The 16,942-nt window shown below is 75.3% G+C and carries 13 protein-coding genes and 1 riboswitch; of the genes, 9 read left to right on the forward strand and 4 right to left on the reverse strand.

Translation table 11 applies throughout. The features are described from left to right. Positions 1-19: 19 nt before the first annotated feature. The 3 genes from LPA27_RS10220 to LPA27_RS10230 form a co-directional block, all read right to left on the reverse strand. Positions 20-1,663, reverse strand: a complete 1,644-nt coding sequence (locus LPA27_RS10220; RefSeq protein WP_056863765.1) for an MFS transporter — start codon at positions 1,661-1,663, stop codon at positions 20-22. A gap of 58 nt (positions 1,664-1,721) precedes the next feature. Beyond that, on the reverse strand, positions 1,722-2,309 hold the full coding sequence (locus LPA27_RS10225; RefSeq protein ID WP_056863766.1) for a TetR/AcrR family transcriptional regulator: 588 nt from the start codon (positions 2,307-2,309) through the stop codon (positions 1,722-1,724). A 152-nt stretch (positions 2,310-2,461) separates the two neighbouring features. Then, complete coding sequence (locus LPA27_RS10230; protein ID WP_228942352.1) at positions 2,462-3,148, reverse strand: alpha/beta hydrolase; 687 nt, start codon at positions 3,146-3,148, stop codon at positions 2,462-2,464. A 100-nt stretch (positions 3,149-3,248) separates the two neighbouring features. On the opposite strand from LPA27_RS10230, the gene ligA reads away from it, so the two are divergent. Next, the gene (ligA, locus tag LPA27_RS10235) at positions 3,249-5,390 is read left to right on the forward strand and encodes an NAD-dependent DNA ligase LigA (RefSeq protein ID WP_228942353.1); all 2,142 of its coding nucleotides are present in this window, start codon (positions 3,249-3,251) and stop codon (positions 5,388-5,390) included. 972 nt (positions 5,391-6,362) lie between these two features. Here ligA and wrbA read toward each other — a convergent pair. After that, positions 6,363-6,959, reverse strand: coding sequence for an NAD(P)H:quinone oxidoreductase (gene wrbA / locus LPA27_RS10240; protein ID WP_228942354.1), 597 nt, complete (start codon positions 6,957-6,959; stop codon positions 6,363-6,365). Between the two features lie 119 nt (positions 6,960-7,078). Here wrbA and gatC point away from each other — a divergent pair, with 119 nt between their 5' ends. The 8 genes from gatC (at position 7,079) to LPA27_RS10280 (ending at position 16,941) form a co-directional block, all read left to right on the forward strand. Then, on the forward strand, positions 7,079-7,378 hold the full coding sequence (gene gatC, locus LPA27_RS10245) for an Asp-tRNA(Asn)/Glu-tRNA(Gln) amidotransferase subunit GatC (protein ID WP_056863767.1): 300 nt from the start codon (positions 7,079-7,081) through the stop codon (positions 7,376-7,378). Beyond that, positions 7,375-8,940 carry an Asp-tRNA(Asn)/Glu-tRNA(Gln) amidotransferase subunit GatA gene (gene gatA / locus LPA27_RS10250; RefSeq protein WP_228942355.1) on the forward strand — a complete coding sequence of 522 codons (1,566 nt, stop codon included), beginning with the start codon at positions 7,375-7,377 and terminating at the stop codon, positions 8,938-8,940. Before gatC ends, gatA begins: the two co-directional genes overlap by 4 nt. Next, positions 8,937-10,460 (forward strand): Asp-tRNA(Asn)/Glu-tRNA(Gln) amidotransferase subunit GatB, encoded by a 1,524-nt coding sequence (gatB, locus tag LPA27_RS10255; protein ID WP_056863769.1) that lies wholly within the window; start codon positions 8,937-8,939, stop codon positions 10,458-10,460. The genes gatA and gatB overlap by 4 nt, the downstream gene beginning before the upstream one ends. Positions 10,461-10,522: 62 nt before the next feature. After that, positions 10,523-10,603: riboswitch (cobalamin riboswitch) on the forward strand. A gap of 102 nt (positions 10,604-10,705) precedes the next feature. Beyond that, positions 10,706-12,382, forward strand: coding sequence for a hypothetical protein (locus LPA27_RS10260; RefSeq protein WP_228942356.1), 1,677 nt, complete (start codon positions 10,706-10,708; stop codon positions 12,380-12,382). Between the two features lie 2 nt (positions 12,383-12,384). Continuing rightward, entirely contained in the window at positions 12,385-13,371 is a 987-nt protein-coding gene (locus tag LPA27_RS10265; RefSeq protein ID WP_228942357.1) for a hypothetical protein, read from the forward strand. After that, positions 13,368-14,465 (forward strand): energy-coupling factor transporter transmembrane component T, encoded by a 1,098-nt coding sequence (locus tag LPA27_RS10270; protein ID WP_228942358.1) that lies wholly within the window; start codon positions 13,368-13,370, stop codon positions 14,463-14,465. Before LPA27_RS10265 ends, LPA27_RS10270 begins: the two co-directional genes overlap by 4 nt. Beyond that, positions 14,462-16,081, forward strand: coding sequence for an ABC transporter ATP-binding protein (locus tag LPA27_RS10275; protein ID WP_056863773.1), 1,620 nt, complete (start codon positions 14,462-14,464; stop codon positions 16,079-16,081). Before LPA27_RS10270 ends, LPA27_RS10275 begins: the two co-directional genes overlap by 4 nt. Further along, on the forward strand, positions 16,078-16,941 hold the full coding sequence (locus LPA27_RS10280) for an ECF transporter S component (RefSeq protein ID WP_228942359.1): 864 nt from the start codon (positions 16,078-16,080) through the stop codon (positions 16,939-16,941). Before LPA27_RS10275 ends, LPA27_RS10280 begins: the two co-directional genes overlap by 4 nt. Position 16,942 lies beyond the last annotated feature (1 nt).

Consider the following 16,942-nt stretch of genomic DNA (forward strand, 5'->3'; position numbering starts at 1 on the left):
GAGCGGTGGGGTGCGGGCGTCAGCCCATGTGCACCGGGGCGCCCTCGGGGCCGTCGGTGGCGAGCTCCTCGTGCTTGACGTCGAGGAAGAGCCACACGATGAGCGAGCCGACCAGGATCATCGCCGAGCCGACGAGGAAGGCCGCGGTCGCGCCGTCGGTGAAGGAGCCGAGCTGCGTGGCGGCGCCGACGACCTGCGGGATCTGGTCGCCGCTGAGGCCCTGCTGCTGCGCGGCCGCGAGCAGGTCGGGGGAGAGCTCCTCGCCCCGGCCGCTGGCGAAGTGCAGCGACACGGTGGCGAGCACGGCGAGGCCGAGGGCGCCGCCGACCTGCTGCATGGTGTTGAGCACGCCCGAGCCGATGCCGCTGTCCTCGGCGCGCACGTGGTGCACGGCGGTGAGGGTCAGCGGCACGAAGACCATGCCCATGCCGAAGCTCATCAGCACGATGAAGGGGAAGATCGAGGCCCAGTAGTTCAGGTCCTCGCCCACGGGCTGGCCGCCCGGCATCACGGCCTGGAGCAGGTTGGCGCTCGACTCGTCGACCGAGAGCCGCGAGAAGCCGAAGAGCGCGATCGCGGCGAGCAGCGTGCCGGTGCCCGCGATGAAGCGCGGGTCGATGCGGTTGACGAGGTTCGACGACAGGCCTGCGCCGATCACGATGCCCACCGAGAACGGCAGGAACGCGAAACCGGTGTGCAGCGGGCTGTAGCCCACGACCTGCTGGATGAAGAGGCTGAGGAAGAAGAACATCGCGAACATCGCGGCCGGCACGAGCATCATCACCAGGAAGCTGGCCGCACGGGTCCGGTTCTGGAAGATGCGGATCGGCAGCAGCGGGTGCGCCGCGCGCGACTCCACGAAGGCGAAGGCCACCAGCAGCGCGACGCCGGCGACCAGCGAGGCGATGGTCCAGGTGTCGCCCCAGCCGTGGGCCTCCTCGCCGGCGCGGGTCAGGCCGTAGACCAGGCCGAGCAGACCCAGGGTGCCGGTGACGGCACCGGGCACGTCGAGCTGGCCCTCGGTGCCCTCGGACTCGTTGAGGAAGCGCGGGGCGAGGGCGGCGGCCACCAGGCCGATCGGGACGTTGATGAGGAAGGTGAGGCGCCAGCCGTCGACGTCGACGCCGAGCAGCTGCGGCGAGATGCCGGTGAGCCAGCCGCCGAGGATGAGGCCCACGGCCGCGCCGGCGCCCGACATGGCGGCGTAGACGGCGAAGGCGCGGTTGCGCGCGGGGCCGGCCGGGAAGGTCGTGGTGATGAGCGCCAGGGCGGCGGGCGAGGCGAGCGCCGCGCCGAGGCCCTGGAGGCCACGGGCCGCGAGCAGCAGCGGCTCGTTGGTGGCGATGCCGCCGAGCAGCGAGGCGACCGCGAAGACGACCAGGCCGATCATGAAGACGCGGCGGCGGCCGTAGAGGTCGCCGAGGCGGCCGCCGAGGAGCAGCAGGCCGCCGAAGGCCAGGGCGTAGCCGGTGACGATCCAGGTGAGGTTGGCCTGGTCGATGTCGAGGTCGGCGCCGATGAAGGGCAGCGCGATGTTGGCGATGGTGGCGTCGAGCACGACCATCAGCTGCGCGATCGAGATCACGACGAGGGCCCAGCCGAGGCGGAGCTGGCGCGGCTCGTGCGCCCCTGCCTGCTGGTCGGGCGGTGCGGTGTCGGTCATGGGATGTCCTTGGTCTGGTCGAGACGTGGTGGAGACGTGGTGGAGCGGGCGGGCCCGGTCAGGGTCGGCGGGTCGCCGCGGGGAGGATGATCTGGTCGATCACCCGCGTGATGGTGTCTGCGTCGGGCGCTCGGCCGAGCAGGAAGACGCGGTGCATGACGATGCCGGCCAGGGCCGGCTCGATGAGCTCGAGGTCGATGTCCTCGCGCAGCTCGCCCCGGGCGCGGGCCCGCTCCCAGATGGTGCGGGAGCCGGCGATCTTGGCCTCGAGCACGTCGCGGCGGAAGGCGGTGGCGAACTCCGGATCGACGCTGATCGCGGTGAGGATGCTGGTGAAGTGCGAGACCGTCTCGCCGTCGGTCAGGCCGCCCATGCCGCAGAAGGTGGCCCGCAGGTCCTCGCGCAGGCTCCCGGTGTCGGGCAGGTCGGGCTGCTGCTTGGCCGCCTTGAGGGCGTCGATGACCAGGGCCACCTTGCCCCCGCCCCAGCGGCGGTAGAGCGTCGCCTTCGACGCCTTGGCCCGGGTGGCGACGGCGTCCATGGTGAGGCGGTCGTAGCCGACCTCGCTCAGCAGCTCGAGGGTGGCGTCGAGGATCTCCTGCTCGCGGTCTCCCTCGACGCGCGGGCGGGTCTCGGCGGGGGTCATGGCTGCTCCACGTCTGGTCGTGCGGTCCGTGTACCTGGATGAAACGAAACGGTTCCGTTCCATCCCGAACAGCATGGCACGCTCAGGTGTTCCCGCGCCAACGCGCGGATGTCGGTCCGGCGTCCCGCGGGGGGGAGGGGCGGGGTGCGCGCTCAGTCGGCGCGGCGGTGCTCGGGCCGGTCGGCCCGGCGCTGGGGCTCGTGCGGGAGGAGGTCGAGCACGCCCTCGGTGGCCACGCGGTTCCAGTCCTCGACGCGGCGGAACATGTAGTGCCCCACGCGGCCCATGTCGACGAGGCGGGCCGACGCCGCGACGTGGGCCGCGCGCTCGACGTACGCCGCGGTCTGGCGCGCCGAGGTGATCTTGTCGCTGCGGCCGTGGGCGGCGAGCAGGTGCCGGCCGGTGAGGGCGCGCACGGGCTCGTCGGGCGGGAGCCACGGCGCGAGCGCGACCACGCCGGCGACCCGGTCGTCGTCGGCGACGTGCACGGCGGTGCGCGCGCCCATGGAGTGACCGAGCAGCACGACGGGGGTGTCGGGGAGCTCGGCGCGGGCCTGGGCGAGGGCCCACCGGGCGTCGGCGATGGCGCCCGCGCCGTCGAGGTTCCACCCGCGGGCGCGGTAGCGCAGCAGCCAGGTCGAGGCGCCGGCCTCGTGCAGGGCGGGGGTGATGGCCCGCTGCAGGGCCGCCACGCGGCGCCACGACGCGCTGCGACCGTCGACCACCTGCTGCGAGGTGGGCTTGCCGCCGTGGAGCATCAGCACGAGCGCCCGGGGAGCGCCCTCGACGTCGAGCCGGGTCAGCGAGGGCGCGGGGCGCTCGGCGTGCGGGGTGGTCACGGTGCTTCTTCGGTGCCGCGGCGGGGGGTGGATGGGCCCGGAGCACCCCGGACCGGAAGGGGGTGCGCCGCTGTCGGCGCGACCCGGCAGGATGGCTCCCATGACCGAGCCTGTCCCCGTGAGCGACGACGCCCGCGACGAGCACCGCCGGCTCAGCGAGGAGGTCGAGGACGCCCGCTGGCGCTACTACGTGCTCGACTCGCCGACCCTCGACGACGCCGCCTTCGACTCCCGGATGCGCCGGCTGGAGGAGCTGGAGGAGCAGTTCCCCGAGCTGCGCACCCCCGACTCGCCCACGCAGCGGGTGGGCGGCGCGGTCAGCACCGAGTTCACCGCCGTCGACCACCTCCAACGCATGGAGAGCCTCGACAACGCCTTCTCCTACGACGAGCTCGAGGCCTGGCACGCCCGTCTGGCCCGCGACGGCGTCGACGACCCGGCGCTGCTGTGCGAGCTGAAGGTCGACGGGCTGGCCATCAACCTGCTCTACGAGCAGGGCCGCCTGGTCAGGGCGCTGACCCGCGGCGACGGCAGCACGGGGGAGGACGTCACCCCCAACGTGAAGACCATCGACTCCATCCCGCACCGCCTGGTCGCCGCCGAGGGGTTCGCGGTGCCCGAGCTCGTCGAGGTCCGTGGCGAGGTGTTCCTGCCCACCGCGGCCTTCGAGCGGCTCAACGCCGCGATGACCGACGCGGGCAAGCCGGTCTTCGCCAACCCGCGCAACGCCGCCGCGGGGTCGCTGCGCCAGAAGGACCCGCGGGTCACCGCCACCCGGGCGCTCGGCATGGTCTGCCACGGCATCGGCGCGCGGCGCGGCTTCGAGCCGGCCTCGCAGTCGCAGGCCTACGACGCGCTCGCCGCCTGGGGGCTGCCGACCAGCCCGCGGGTGCGGGTGCTGCCCGGGCTCGCCGAGGTCCGCGCCTTCATCGAGCACCACGGCGAGCACCGCCACGACGTCGAGCACGAGATCGACGGGGTCGTGGTCAAGGTCGACGACGTCTCGCTGCAGCGACGCCTCGGCTCGACCAGCCGGGCGCCGCGGTGGGCCATCGCGTTCAAGTACCCCCCGGAGGAGGTCAACGCCGAGCTGCTCGACATCCGGGTCAACGTCGGCCGCACCGGGCGCGCCACGCCGTACGGCGTGATGGTGCCGACCCGGGTGGCCGGCTCGACGGTCGAGAACGCCACCCTCCACAACGCCCACGAGGTGCGCCGCAAGGACGTGCGACCCGGCGACACCGTCATCCTGCGCAAGGCCGGCGACGTCATCCCCGAGATCCTCGGGCCCGTGCTCGCGCTGCGGCCCGAGGGTCTGGCGGAGTGGGTCATGCCCACGCACTGCCCCGCCTGCGAGACCCCGCTGGCGGAGCAGAAGGAGGGCGACAAGGACCTGCGCTGCCCCAACCACGAGCACTGCCCGGCGCAGGTGCGCGAGCGGGTCTTCCACGTCGCGGGCCGTGGCGCCTTCGACATCGAGGGGCTCGGCTACGAGGCGGCCTCCGCGCTGCTCGACGCCGGGGTGATCGCCAACGAGGGCGACGTGTTCTCCCTCGGGCCCGACGACCTGCTGCGCACCGACCTGTTCACGCGCGCGGCGAAGAAGGGCGAGGAGGGCGAGCGGGTGCTGTCGGCCAACGGCCAGCGGCTGCTGGCCCACCTCGGCGAGCGCAAGCAGGTCCCGCTGTGGCGGGTGCTGGTGGCCCTCTCGATCCGCCACGTCGGCCCGACCGCCGCACGGGCGCTGGCCCAGGAGTTCGGCTCGATGGCCGCGCTGCGCGCCGCCACCGAGGAGCAGCTCGCCGCGGCCGAGGGGGTGGGGCCCACCATCGCGGAGGCCGTCATCGAGTGGTTCGAGGTGCCGTGGCACGCCGCCATCGTCGACCGCTGGGAACAGGCCGGCGTGAGCATGGCCGACGAGCGCGACGAGTCCGTGCCCCGCACCCTCGAGGGGCTCACCGTGGTCGTCACCGGGTCGCTGGAGGGCTACAGCCGCGACTCGGCCAAGGAGGCGATCCTCTCGCGCGGCGGCAAGGCCGCCGGGTCGGTGTCGAAGAAGACCGACTTCGTCGTCGTCGGCGCCAACGCCGGCTCCAAGGCCGACAAGGCCGAGCAGCTCGGCCTCCCCGTCCTCGACGAGGAGGGCTTCGCCCGCCTGCTCGCCGAGGGACCGCCACCCCCGGCCGACGACCAGGACGCGACGTCCCAGGCTCCTGCGGATGCCGGCGACGACGCTGGCTGAGCCCCGGAGGCCGGTGCTCCGGCGCCGAGTCCCGGGTGGTCGAGGAGGGACCGCCAGCCCCCCCCGGTGGTTGAGGAGGGAGCGCCACCCCCCCCGGGGGGGTTGAGGAGGGAGCGCCACCTTCCCCGGTGGTTGAGGAGGGAGCGCCAGCCCCCCGGTGGTTGAGGAGGGAGCGCCAGCGACCGTCTCGAAACCACGGCGCCACGTGGTGGTCGAGGCGGGAGGCCTTCGAGACGCTCGCTGCGCTCGCTCCTCAGGAGCCACGCCAGCGATCGTGTGGACACCACCGACACCCGCACGAGGACCCGCTCGGACCCGCCACGCGGGCGAAGCGCCTCGCGTCCCCGCCCGCCCGCCCGAGAAGTGGCGGCGTACGACGACTCGACGGTCGCTGCAGGTGTGGTCTCCCGCCACTTTTCGCACGGTCGGTCCCCGCGAGCGACGCCAGCACCGGCCGGCCACGCCGGGGGCGCCTCGCGTCGCCGGCCTGCCCGCCCGAGAGTGGCGGCGTACGACGATTCGACGGCCGCTGCAGGTGTCGTCTCCCGCCACTCACCGCACGGTCGCTCCCTGCGAGCGACGCCAGCACCGGCGGGCCACGCCGGGGGCGCCTCGCGTCGCCGGCCCGCCCGCCGAGAAGTGGCGGCGTACGACGACTCGACGGCCGCTGCAGGTGTCGTCTCCCGCCACTTTTCGCACGGTCGGTCCCCGCGAGCGACGCCAGCACCGGCCCCGCCACGCGGGGCTACGTCCCGTCCCCGGCCGGCCCGCCCGAGGAGTGGCGGCACACGACCGGTCGAGGGCCGCAGACGGTGCCGGCTCCCGCCACTCACCGACGCCGACGACTGACCGCACTGGCCGACCGCACTGGCCGACCGCACTGGCCGACCGCACTGGGGCAGATGCCCCGACACGCAGCGAGCGCCGCCCCACGGCTGTGGGACGGCGCTCGCGAGCGGGTGGAGCGCAGGCTCAGGCGTTGAGCTTGTCGCTGACCGAGAGCACGCGGGTGACCAGGTGGTCGAGCGCGCTGCGGTCGGTGTCGTCGAGCTCGCTGGTCTGGCCGGTGACCTTGCCGACGCCGTAGGGGTTGCCGTCGGCGAACTTCACCGGGTCGGTGTAGCCCGGAGGCACGATGATGCCGCCGAAGTGGGCGAAGGTCGTGTGCATGGCCTCGAGCGTCGTCTCCTGGCCGCCGTGGAGGGTCTGGCTGGAGGTGAAGGCGGCGTAGACCTTGTCGGCCAGCTTGCCCTGGCCCCACAGCGGGCCGAGGGTGTCGATGAAGGACTGGAGCTGGCTGGTGACGTGGCCGTAGCGGGTGGGCGAGCCGAAGAGGACGGCGTCGGCCCAGTCGAGGTCGTCGGGGCTGGCGGTGGGCTTGCTCGCCTGCTCCTCCACGTGCTGCTTCCAGGCGTCGACCGACTCGACGGCCTCGCGGGGCGCGGTCTCGGCGACGTGGCGCAGCCGGACCTCGGCGCCGAGTCCCTCGGCGGTCTGGGCCAGGCGCTCGGCCATGGCGTGGGTGCTGCCGAAGCCGGAGTAGTAGATGATCGAGAGCTTGCTGGGCACGGGTGGTACCTCCGTGGGATCGCGAGTCGGTTGACCGTTCAACTTCCACGGTAGCCATCGCCCGGCGCCCCACAAGGTCCCTGCGGGTGACCCGGGGCGACGGCCCTAGGATGAGCGCCATGCCTGAGATAACCCGAGACGAGGTCGAGCACCTGGCGAACCTCGCCCGGATCGACCTGTCCGACGCCGAGCTCGACCACCTCGCCCCGCAGCTGTCGGTGATCCTGGAGTCGGTCGCCTCGATCAGCGGCGTGGCCGGTGACGACGTGCCCCCGACCTCCCACGCGCTCCCGCTCACCAACGTCTTCCGCGAGGACGTCGTGGTGCCCGGGCTGGGCGCCGAGGCCGCGCTGGCCGGCGCCCCCGAGTCGGAGCAGCAGCGCTTCATGGTGCCGCGCATCCTCGGGGACGAGCAGTGAGCGCCGACCCGACCCGCCGCACGGCCGCCGACCTGGCCGCCGACCTCGCCGCGGGCACGACCACCTCCGTCGCGCTGACCCAGGCCCACCTCGACCGCATCGCCGCGGTCGACGGCGGACCCGACGCCGGCGTGCACGCCTTCCTCCACGTCGACGCCGAGGGTGCGCTGGCGGCGGCCGCCGCCTCCGACGAGCGTCGCGCGGCGGGGTCGCCGGCCTCGGCGCTCGACGGCGTGCCGATCGCGGTCAAGGACGTCCTGGCCACCCGGGGGCTGCCCACGACGTGCGGCTCGAAGATCCTCGAGGGCTGGGTCCCGCCCTACGACGCCACGGTGGTCGCCCGGCTCCGGGCCGCCGGTCTGCCGATCCTGGGCAAGACCAACATGGACGAGTTCGCGATGGGCTCCTCCACCGAGCACTCCGCCTACGGCCCGACCCGCAACCCGTGGGACCTCGAGCGCATCCCCGGCGGGTCCGGCGGCGGCTCGGCCGCGGCCCTGGCCGCCTTCGAGGCTCCGCTGGCCCTCGGCACGGACACCGGTGGCTCGATCCGCCAGCCCGGCGCCGTCACCGGCACCGTGGGCGTCAAGCCGACCTACGGCGGGGTCTCGCGCTACGGCCTCGTGGCCATGGCCAACTCCCTCGACCAGGTCGGCCCGGTCACGCGCACGGTCCTCGACTCCGCGCTGCTGCACGAGCTGGTGGGCGGGCACGACCCGCTCGACTCCACCTCGGTCGACCAGCCGCTGCCGTCGCTCGTCGACGCCGCCCGCCGCGGCGCCGAGGGCGACCTCTCCGGCGTGCGCGTCGGCGTGATCAGCGAGCTCTCCGGCGAGGGCTACCAGGCCGGGGTGCAGGCGCGCTTCGAGGAGTCGCTGGAGCTGCTGGTCAAGGCGGGGGCCGAGGTCGTCGAGGTGTCGTGCCCGACCTTCGTGCACGCCCTGGCGACCTACTACCTGATCATGCCGTGCGAGGCCTCCTCCAACCTCGCCAAGTTCGACGCGATGCGCTACGGCCTGCGGGTGCTGCCCGAGGGCGTCGACTCGCCGAGCGCCGAGCAGGTCATGCGGGCCACCCGCGACGCCGGCTTCGGCGACGAGGTCAAGCGCCGCATCATCCTCGGCACCTACGCCCTGTCGAGCGGCTACTACGACGCCTACTACGGCACGGCGCAGCGGGTGCGCACGCTCATCGCCCGCGACTTCGCCGCCGCGTTCGAGAAGGTCGACGTCCTGGTCTCACCGACCGCGCCGACCACGGCCTTCAAGCTGGGGGAGAAGCTCGACGACCCGCTGGCGATGTACCTCAACGACCTCGCCACCATCCCGGCCAACCTGGCCGGCGTGCCCGGCATGTCGCTGCCCAGCGGCCTGGCCGACGAGGACGGCCTGCCGGCCGGCTTCCAGATCCTGGCGCCGGCCCTGGCCGACGACCGGATGTACCGCGTGGGCGCGGCCCTCGAGGCCGCCCTCCACGAGCGGTGGGGCGGCCCGCTGCTCGACCGCGCGCCCGCCCTGGCCGCCCAGGCCGGCCCGACCGACGCGAACGGAGCCTCCGCATGAGCACCTCCACCACCGGCGACGTCCTCGTCGACTACGACGAGGTCCTCGCCGCCTACGACCCGGCGATGGGCCTGGAGGTCCACGTCGAGCTCAACACCGCGACCAAGATGTTCTGCGGCTGCCCCACCGAGTTCGGAGCCGAGCCCAACACCCAGGTCTGCCCGACCTGCCTGGGCCTGCCGGGCGCCATGCCGGTGGTCAACGCCAAGGCGGTGGAGTCGGCGATCCGCATCGGCCTCGCGCTCAACTGCGACATCGCCGAGTGGTGCCGCTTCGCGCGGAAGAACTACTTCTACCCCGACATGCCGAAGAACTTCCAGACCAGCCAGTACGACGAGCCGATCGCGTTCGAGGGCTGGATGGACGTCCTGGTGCCGACCGCCGACGGCGGCACGGAGACGGTGCGCGTGGAGATCGAGCGCGCCCACATGGAGGAGGACACCGGCAAGTCGCTGCACGTCGGCGGCTCCACCGGCCGCATCCACGGCGCCGACTACTCGCTGGTCGACTACAACCGCGCCGGGATCCCGCTCATCGAGATCGTCACCAAGCCCATCACCGGGCTCGGTGCGCAGGCCCCCGAGGTCGCCAAGGCCTACGTCGCGCAGCTGCGCGAGCTGATCGTCGCCCTCGGTGTCTCCGACGCCCGCATGGACCAGGGCTCGATCCGCGCCGACGTGAACCTCTCCCTGGCCCCGAAGGGCTCCGGTGCGCTCGGCACCCGCACCGAGACCAAGAACGTCAACTCGCTGCGCTCGGTCGAGCGTGCGGTGCGCTACGAGATGCAGCGCCACGCCGCCGTGCTGGGGGAGGGCCGCTCCATCCTGCAGGAGACGCGCCACTGGCACGAGGACACCGGCGTGACGACGTCGGGTCGCGAGAAGTCCGACGCCGAGGACTACCGCTACTTCCCCGAGCCCGACCTGGTGCCGGTGGCACCGTCGCGCGAGTGGGTGGAGCAGCTGCGCGGCACCATGCCGGAGAACCCCCGCGCCCGCCTGGCCCGGCTGCAGGAGTCGTGGGGCTTCACCGACCTGGAGATGCGTGACACCGTGGGCGCGGGCGCCCTCGGCCTGGTCGAGGAGACCATCGCCGCCGGCGCCGCGCCCCAGGCCGCGCGCAAGTGGTGGCTGGGCGAGATGGCGCGGCGCGCCAACGACTCCGGCGTCGAGATCGGCGCCCTCGGCGTCACCCCGCAGCACGTCGCACGCGTGCAGGCCATGGTCGACGCCGGCGAGCTGACCGACAAGCTGGCCCGCCAGGTCTTCGACGGGCTGCTGGCCGGCGAGGGCACCCCCGACGAGGTCGTCGCGGCCCGAGGCCTGGCCGTGGTCTCCGACGAGGGCGCCCTGTCGGCCGCGGTCGACAAGGCCATCGCCGAGAACCCCGCCATCGCCGACAAGATCCGCGACGGCAAGGTCGCCGCGGCCGGTGCGCTCATCGGTGCCGTGATGAAGGAGATGCGCGGCCAGGCCGACGCCGCACGGGTCAAGGAGCTCGTGCTCGAGAAGCTGTCCTGAGGCGGCGGCGGGGGCGGACCCGGGTTACGCTGCCCCCGCACCACTCATCACGCCCGCACGTGGGGGAAGCCGGTCGGAGTCCGGCGCTGACCCGCAACCGTAGGCCGTGCCGGGTCCTCCCGGGGCGGCGAGCCGGAGCACCCGCTGCGACGCGTCCTGATCATTCGCTGTCGAGGAACACGGCGGGTGGCCCGCCCCGGATCAGCCGGGGCGCCTCCCGCCGTGCGCAGCGGGAAGGAAACCCCATGCGTCACCCCCTGCGCCGCGCGAGCGCCCTCGCCGCCGCCCCCGTCCTGTCCCTGGCCCTGCTGGCGGTGCCCGGCCTCACCACCCCGGCCCAGGCCGCCGCCGGCGACCTCGACCCCGTCGCCGCGCAGAGCGCCGGCGACTGGCTGGCGGGCCAGGTCGACGACGGGCTGCTGACCTACCGCAGCTTCGGCGCGCCGTTCACCGACTACGGCCTGTCCATCGACGCCGAGCTCGCGCTGGCCGCCGTCGGCGGGCAGGACGCCACCGTCGACGCGATCGCCGCGGCCGTCGCCGAGGACCCCACGGTCTACACCGACTACGCCTACCCCTTCGACGGCGCCCAGTACGCCGGGCGCGCGGCCGGCGCCGTGGCCAAGGCCCTCGTGGGCCTCCAGGCCGCGGGCGTCGACCCGGCCACCGTCGAGCAGATCGACCTCGTCGGCGCGCTGGAGGCCCAGACCGCCGACACCGGTGCCACCGCCGGGCGCATCGCCGACGTCGCCACGAAGGACGGCGAGCCCGACCCGACCGGCGACTTCGCCAACACGCTGGGCCAGGCCTTCGCCGTGCGCGGCCTCCAGGCCGCGGGCAGCGACGAGGCCGACGCCGCCACCGACTTCCTGCTGCTCCAGCAGTGCGGGGCCGGCTTCTTCCGCCAGGACTTCGCGCCGGCCACCGCGACCGACCAGGCCTGCGGGAGCGGGGCCGACGCCAGCGTCGACGCCACCGCGCAGGCGGTGCTGTCGCTGCTGCCCCAGGCGGGTGACGCCGAGGTCGACGCCGCGCTGGCCGACGCCGCCGCCTGGCTGGCGGGCTTCCAGAACGCCAACGGCTCCTTCGACTCCGGCACCGACGCCACCGCCTTCCCCGGCAACGCCAACAGCACCGGCCTGGCCGGCTGGGCCCTCGGCGACCTCGCCGACCTCGGCGTGGGCGCGGCCAGCGCCGGCGCCGCCGCCGACGCCGCGGCCTGGCTGCGGGCTCGCCAGGTCGCCGGCGTCGGCGACTGCAACCGCTTCGACGACGCCGACCTCGGCGCCGTGGCCTACGACGACACGGCCCTGAAGGGCGCCCGCACCGACGGCGTCCGCCCCGCCGACCGCGGCCAGTTCCTGCGCGCCACCGCCCAGGCCGCGCCCGCGCTGGCCTCCTCCACCGACACCGGCGAGGACGCCGTCGCCGCGAAGGACCTCGCCCGCAAGGGCCGCGCCCTCACCGTGGAGGTCACCGGGCTGGCCCCGGGCGCCAAGCTCTGCCTCACCGGCAGTGGCGCCGGCCGCGGCGAGACCGCGGGCGCCACCGCCGGTCGCGACGGCTCGGTCGGCCTCACCGTCAGCCCCGAGCGCGCCGGCACCGCCACCTACGAGGTGCGGGGCGAGAGCGGCGTCGTCGGCTCCGTCGACGTGCGTGTGCTCGGCCCCAAGACCCTCGGCGTCGACACCGCCCGGCGCGCCGAGCGGGGTGGGTCCCACGTCGTGACCGTCTCCGGTCTCGTGCCCGGGGAGCGCACCGTGGTGACGTTCCGCGGCTCCAAGAGCGTGGCCCGCGCCGACGAGGAGGGCCGCGTCGTCACCGAGGTGCGCGTCAGCGGGGCGCTGGGACTCGCGACGCTCCGGGCGAAGGGTCAGTTCGCCGACCGCACGGGCGAGGCCACCGTCCGGGTCGTGCGCTGACCGTGCGCGCCCACACCGTCCTGCGTGCCGTCGCCGCCGCCGTCCTGACGGCGGTGGCGACGGGCCCCGCGCTGGTGCCGGCCCCGGCCTCGGCCGCGTCGTGCACCGGCGGCGAGGGCGCCAGCGCCGTCGTCGACTTCAAGGAGCTCGGCGGCGGCATCGCCCAGCTCTGCGTGCCCGGGGGCGGGGGCGACTCGGCCCAGGAGGTCTTCGAGGCCGCCGGCGTCGACCTGGCCTACGTCGCCGGCCAGGGCGACTTCGTCTGCACCGTGCAGGGCAAGCCCGCCGAGCAGACCTGCCAGCGCACCCCGCCGGCCACCGCCTACTGGTCGCTGTGGGTCTCCGACGGCACGTCGGGCTCGTGGACCTACGCGACCCGCGGCGTCTCCGGCCTCACCGTGCCCGAGGGCGGCTCGGTCGCCTTCGCGTGGGTCGACGGCAGCGGCAGCGACCAGCCCGGTGTCGCCCCGGCCCGGTACGACGAGCCCGCGGGTGGCTCCGGAGGCGGCGCCGGCTCCGGCGGGAGCGGCTCCGGGGGCTCCGGCGGCGGCTCGGCCGACGGCGGCGCGGGTGGCCCCGCGCCCTCAGCGCCCGCGGCCACCCCGGCGCCGAGCGCCACGGCCGACCCCGATGGCCCGTCCGAGACGACCGGCGCGGCCGGGTCCGACCGCTCCGCGCGATCGGGCGACCGGCGCCCCGACGAGCGCGCCCGCGACGAGGACCGTCCCGGGCGCGAGAGTCGCGGCGGGCGGGGCGAGCGCGACGACGCCTCCGCGTCGCCGAGCCCCTCGGCGAGCGGCTCGGCCGAGCCCTCGGGCGCCGAGGTGCTGGCCGACGCCGCCGCCGACTCCGCCGACGACGCCGATGCGGCCGCCGACGCGGACGGCCTGCCCGCGTGGGTGGGGCTGAGCGCCGTGGCCGGGCTGCTGGCCGTGGCCGGTGTCGTGCTCGCCGTACGCCGCCGCTCCGCCGGGGGGCCGCAGGCGTGAGCCGCGGCCGTCTCGCGCGCGACCTCCATCCCGTGGCCTGGTGGCTGTGGGCGATCGGTCTCGCCGTGGCGGCCTCGGCCACCACCAACCCGCTCAGCCTGCTGCTGCTCGTGGGGGTCGCGGCCCTGGCGGTGGGCCTGCGCCGCTCCGACCAGCCGTGGGGGGCGTCGTTCCGGCTCTACGTGTGGCTCGGCGTCGCCATCGTGGTCATCCGCGTGGTGTTCCGGGTCGTCTTCGGCGGCGGGTCCAACGGCACGGTGCTGCTCGACCTGCCCGCGGTGCCGCTGCCCGAGGCCGCGGCCGGCATCGTCCTGCTCGGGCCGGTGACGCTGGAGTCGCTGCTCGCCGGCGCCTACGAGGGCCTGCGCCTGGCCACGATCGTCATCTGCGTGGGCGCGGCCAACTCCCTGGCCAACCCCAAGCGGCTGCTCCGCTCGGTGCCCCCGGCGCTCTACGAGGTCGGCACGGCGCTCGTGGTCGCGGTCTCGGTGCTGCCCCAGCTGGCCGACAGCGTGCAGCGGGTGCGCGCCGCGCAGTCGCTGCGCGCGGCGCCCGCGGCCGGGCGGGTGGGGTCGCTGCGCCGCTTCCTGGTGCCGGTGCTGGAGGACGCGCTCGAGCGCTCCCTGGCCCTGGCCGCCGGCATGGACACCCGCGGCTACGGCCGCTCCGGTGACGCCTCGCCGGCGCGTCGCCGGGTCACGGGTGCGCTCATGCTCACCGGCCTGTGCGGGGTCTGCGTCGGCGTCTACGCCGGCCTCGACCAGGAGGCGCCCCGCTGGCTGGCCACGCCGATGCTGCTGCTCGGCGTCGCGGTGGCCGTGCTCGGCACGGTCAGCGCCGGCCGGCGCGTGGAGCGCTCGCGCTACCGCCCCGACCGCTGGCGCACCCCCGAGCTGCTCGTGGTCGCCGCGGGCGTGGTCGTGGCCGTGCTCGGCCAGTGGGTCGCGCGCCACCAGCCGCTGGTGGCGCTGCCCCGCCTCGACGCCGTGCCGACGGTGAGCCTGGCGGTGCTCCTCGGCGCCGGGGTGGCGCTGCTGGGCGCCGTGGCGAGCCCGCCGACGCGGGTCACCGCCCCCCGGGTGGTGACGGCGTGATCGCGCTGCGCGACATCGGCTTCGCCTACGACGGCGCCGCCCGGCCCGTGCTCCACGGCGTCGACCTGGAGGTCGAGGAGGGCGAGCTGGTGCTGGTCTCGGGCCCGACCGGCGCGGGCAAGTCGACCCTGCTCGGGGTGGTGACCGGCCTGGTGCCGCGCTTCTCCGGCGGGGTGCTCTCCGGCGACGTGCTGCTCGAGGGCCGCTCGATCGTGCACGACCCGCCCCGCGAGCGCGCCCACGCCATCGGCTACGTCGGGCAGGACCCGGCCGCCGGCTTCGTCACCGACACCGTCGAGGAGGAGCTGGCCTACGGCATGGAGCAGCTCGGCCTGCCCGGCGAGACCATGCGCCGCCGGGTCGAGGAGACCCTCGACCTGCTCGGCATCGCCGACCTGCGCGGGCGCGACCTGCGCACCCTCTCGGGCGGCCAGCAGCAGCGCGTCGCCATCGGCGCGGTGCTCACGATGCACCCGCGGCTGCTGGTGCTCGACGAGCCCACCTCCGCCCTCGACCCCACGGCGGCCGAGGAGGTGCTGGCCACCCTCACGCGCCTCGTGCACGACCTGGGGGTCTCGGTGCTCCTGGCCGAGCACCGCCTCGAGCGGGTCGTGCCCTTCGCCGACCGGATGGTGCTGCTCACCGGCGACGGTGGGGTGCGGGTGGGGGAGCCCTCCGAGCTGCTCGCCACCTCGCCCGTCGCGCCCCCGCTCGTGGAGCTCGGCCGCGCCGCCGACTGGGACCCGCTCCCGCTGAGCGTGCGCGACGCCCGGCGGCGGGTGCGGGCGCTGCGCGAGCGCCTCGCGGAGCCGCCGGCCGCGCCGGCCCCGGTCGCCCCCGACGCCGCGCGCGCCGCCCGGGCCCGCGGGGTGACCGTGGCCCACGGCCAGACCGTCGCCCTGCGCGAGGTCGACCTCACCCTGCTCGGCGGACGCGTGGTCGGCCTCATGGGGCGCAACGGCGCCGGCAAGTCGACCCTGCTGTGGACCCTCCAGGGCAGCCGCGCCCGCCGCGGCGGCGACCTGGAGGTCGACGGCGTCGACACCGGCCGGCTGCCGGCCGACCGGCGCCGCGGGCACGTCGCGATGCTGCCCCAGACCGCCGCCGACCTGCTCTACCTCGAGACCGTGGCCGAGGAGTGCGCGGCCGCCGACGTCGACGGCGCCCCGGGCGACTGCCGCGCGCTGCTCGACCGCCTCGTGCCCGGCATCCCCGACGACTCCCACCCGCGCGACCTCTCCGAGGGCCAGCGCCTCGCGCTCGCGCTCGCCGTGGTGCTGGTGGCCCGGCCCCGCGTCGTGCTGCTCGACGAGCCCACCCGCGGTCTCGACTACGCCGCCAAGCACGTGCTCGCCCGGGTGCTGCGCGACCTCGCCGCGGGCGGTCAGGCCGTGCTGGTGGCCACCCACGACGTCGAGTTCGTGGCCCAGGCCGCCGACGACGTGGTCGTCCTGGCCGAGGGCGAGGTCGTCTCGGCCGGCCCCGTGCGCCGGGTCGTGGCCGAGTCGCCCGCCTTCGCCCCGCAGGTCACCAAGGTGCTCGGCGCGCCCTGGCTGCGCGTCGACGAGGTCGTCGCCGCGCTGGCCGCCGGCCCCGGCGAGCCGGTGACGGCGTGAGCTCCTCGACGACCCCGCGGGTGCGCGCCCCGCAGCCGGCGCGGCCCGCCGCGGTGCCGGTCTCGCGGCGCACGGCGGCGGTCCTGGTCGTGGCCGGCGTCGCCGGGCTGCTCATGCTGCTGTGGCCGCTGCTGCTCGACGCCCCCGCGGGCGAGCGGGTCGACCCGCCGTTCGTGTTCCTGGTGCTGCTGCCGGTGGTGGTGGCCGTGGTGCTCGCCGAGGTCAGCGAGGGCGGTCTCGACCCCCGGGTGCTGGCGGTGCTCGGCGTGCTGAGCGCGGTGGTGGCCGTGGTGCGGGGGGTCTCCCCGGGCACCGGCGGCGTGGAGCTGGTCTTCTTCCTCATCATCCTGGCCGGGCGGGTCTTCGGGCCGGGCTTCGGCTTCGTGCTCGGCTGCACCTCGCTCTTCGCCTCCGCGCTGCTCACCGCGGGCGTCGGGCCGTGGCTGCCCTTCCAGATGATCTGCTCGGCCTGGGTGGGCATGGGCGCGGGGCTGCTGCCACGACGGGTGACGGGCCGCGGCGAGCTCGTGCTGCTGGCGGTCTACGCCGCGGTCGCGGCGTACGTCTACGGGCTGCTGATGAACCTCTCCAGCTGGCCCTTCCTGACCGGCGTCTACGTGCCCGGCCAGGAGCTCCAGCTGGCCTTCGAGCCGGGCGCCCCGGTGCTGGAGAACCTGCACACCTTCGTGGTCTACACGCTGCTCACCTCCACGGCCGGGTGGGACACCGTGCGGGCGGTGACCAACGTCGTCGCCGTGCTGGTGCTAGGTCCCGCCGTGCTGACCACCCTGCGCCGCGCCGCGCGGCGCAGCCTCGTCACCGGCCGGGTCGCCCCTGCCGAGGTGGCACCGCAGGGCTGAC

The sequence above is a fragment of the Nocardioides sp. Leaf374 genome, from assembly GCF_916862475.1.
GTDB classification, from domain to species: Bacteria; Actinomycetota; Actinomycetes; order Propionibacteriales; family Nocardioidaceae; genus Nocardioides; species Nocardioides kribbensis.

Bases quoted from the DNA above. Each gene is read 5' to 3' on its own strand.
- LPA27_RS10220 (WP_056863765.1), bottom strand. From the start codon at position 1,663: ATGACCGACACCGCACCGCCCGACCAGCAGGCAGGGGCGCACGAGCCG.
- LPA27_RS10225 (WP_056863766.1), bottom strand. From the start codon at position 2,309: ATGACCCCCGCCGAGACCCGCCCGCGCGTCGAGGGAGACCGCGAGCAG.
- ligA (WP_228942353.1), top strand. From the start codon at position 3,249: ATGACCGAGCCTGTCCCCGTGAGCGACGACGCCCGCGACGAGCACCGC.
- gatC (WP_056863767.1), top strand. From the start codon at position 7,079: ATGCCTGAGATAACCCGAGACGAGGTCGAGCACCTGGCGAACCTCGCC.
- gatB (WP_056863769.1), top strand. From the start codon at position 8,937: ATGAGCACCTCCACCACCGGCGACGTCCTCGTCGACTACGACGAGGTC.
- LPA27_RS10260 (WP_228942356.1), top strand. From the start codon at position 10,706: ATGCGTCACCCCCTGCGCCGCGCGAGCGCCCTCGCCGCCGCCCCCGTC.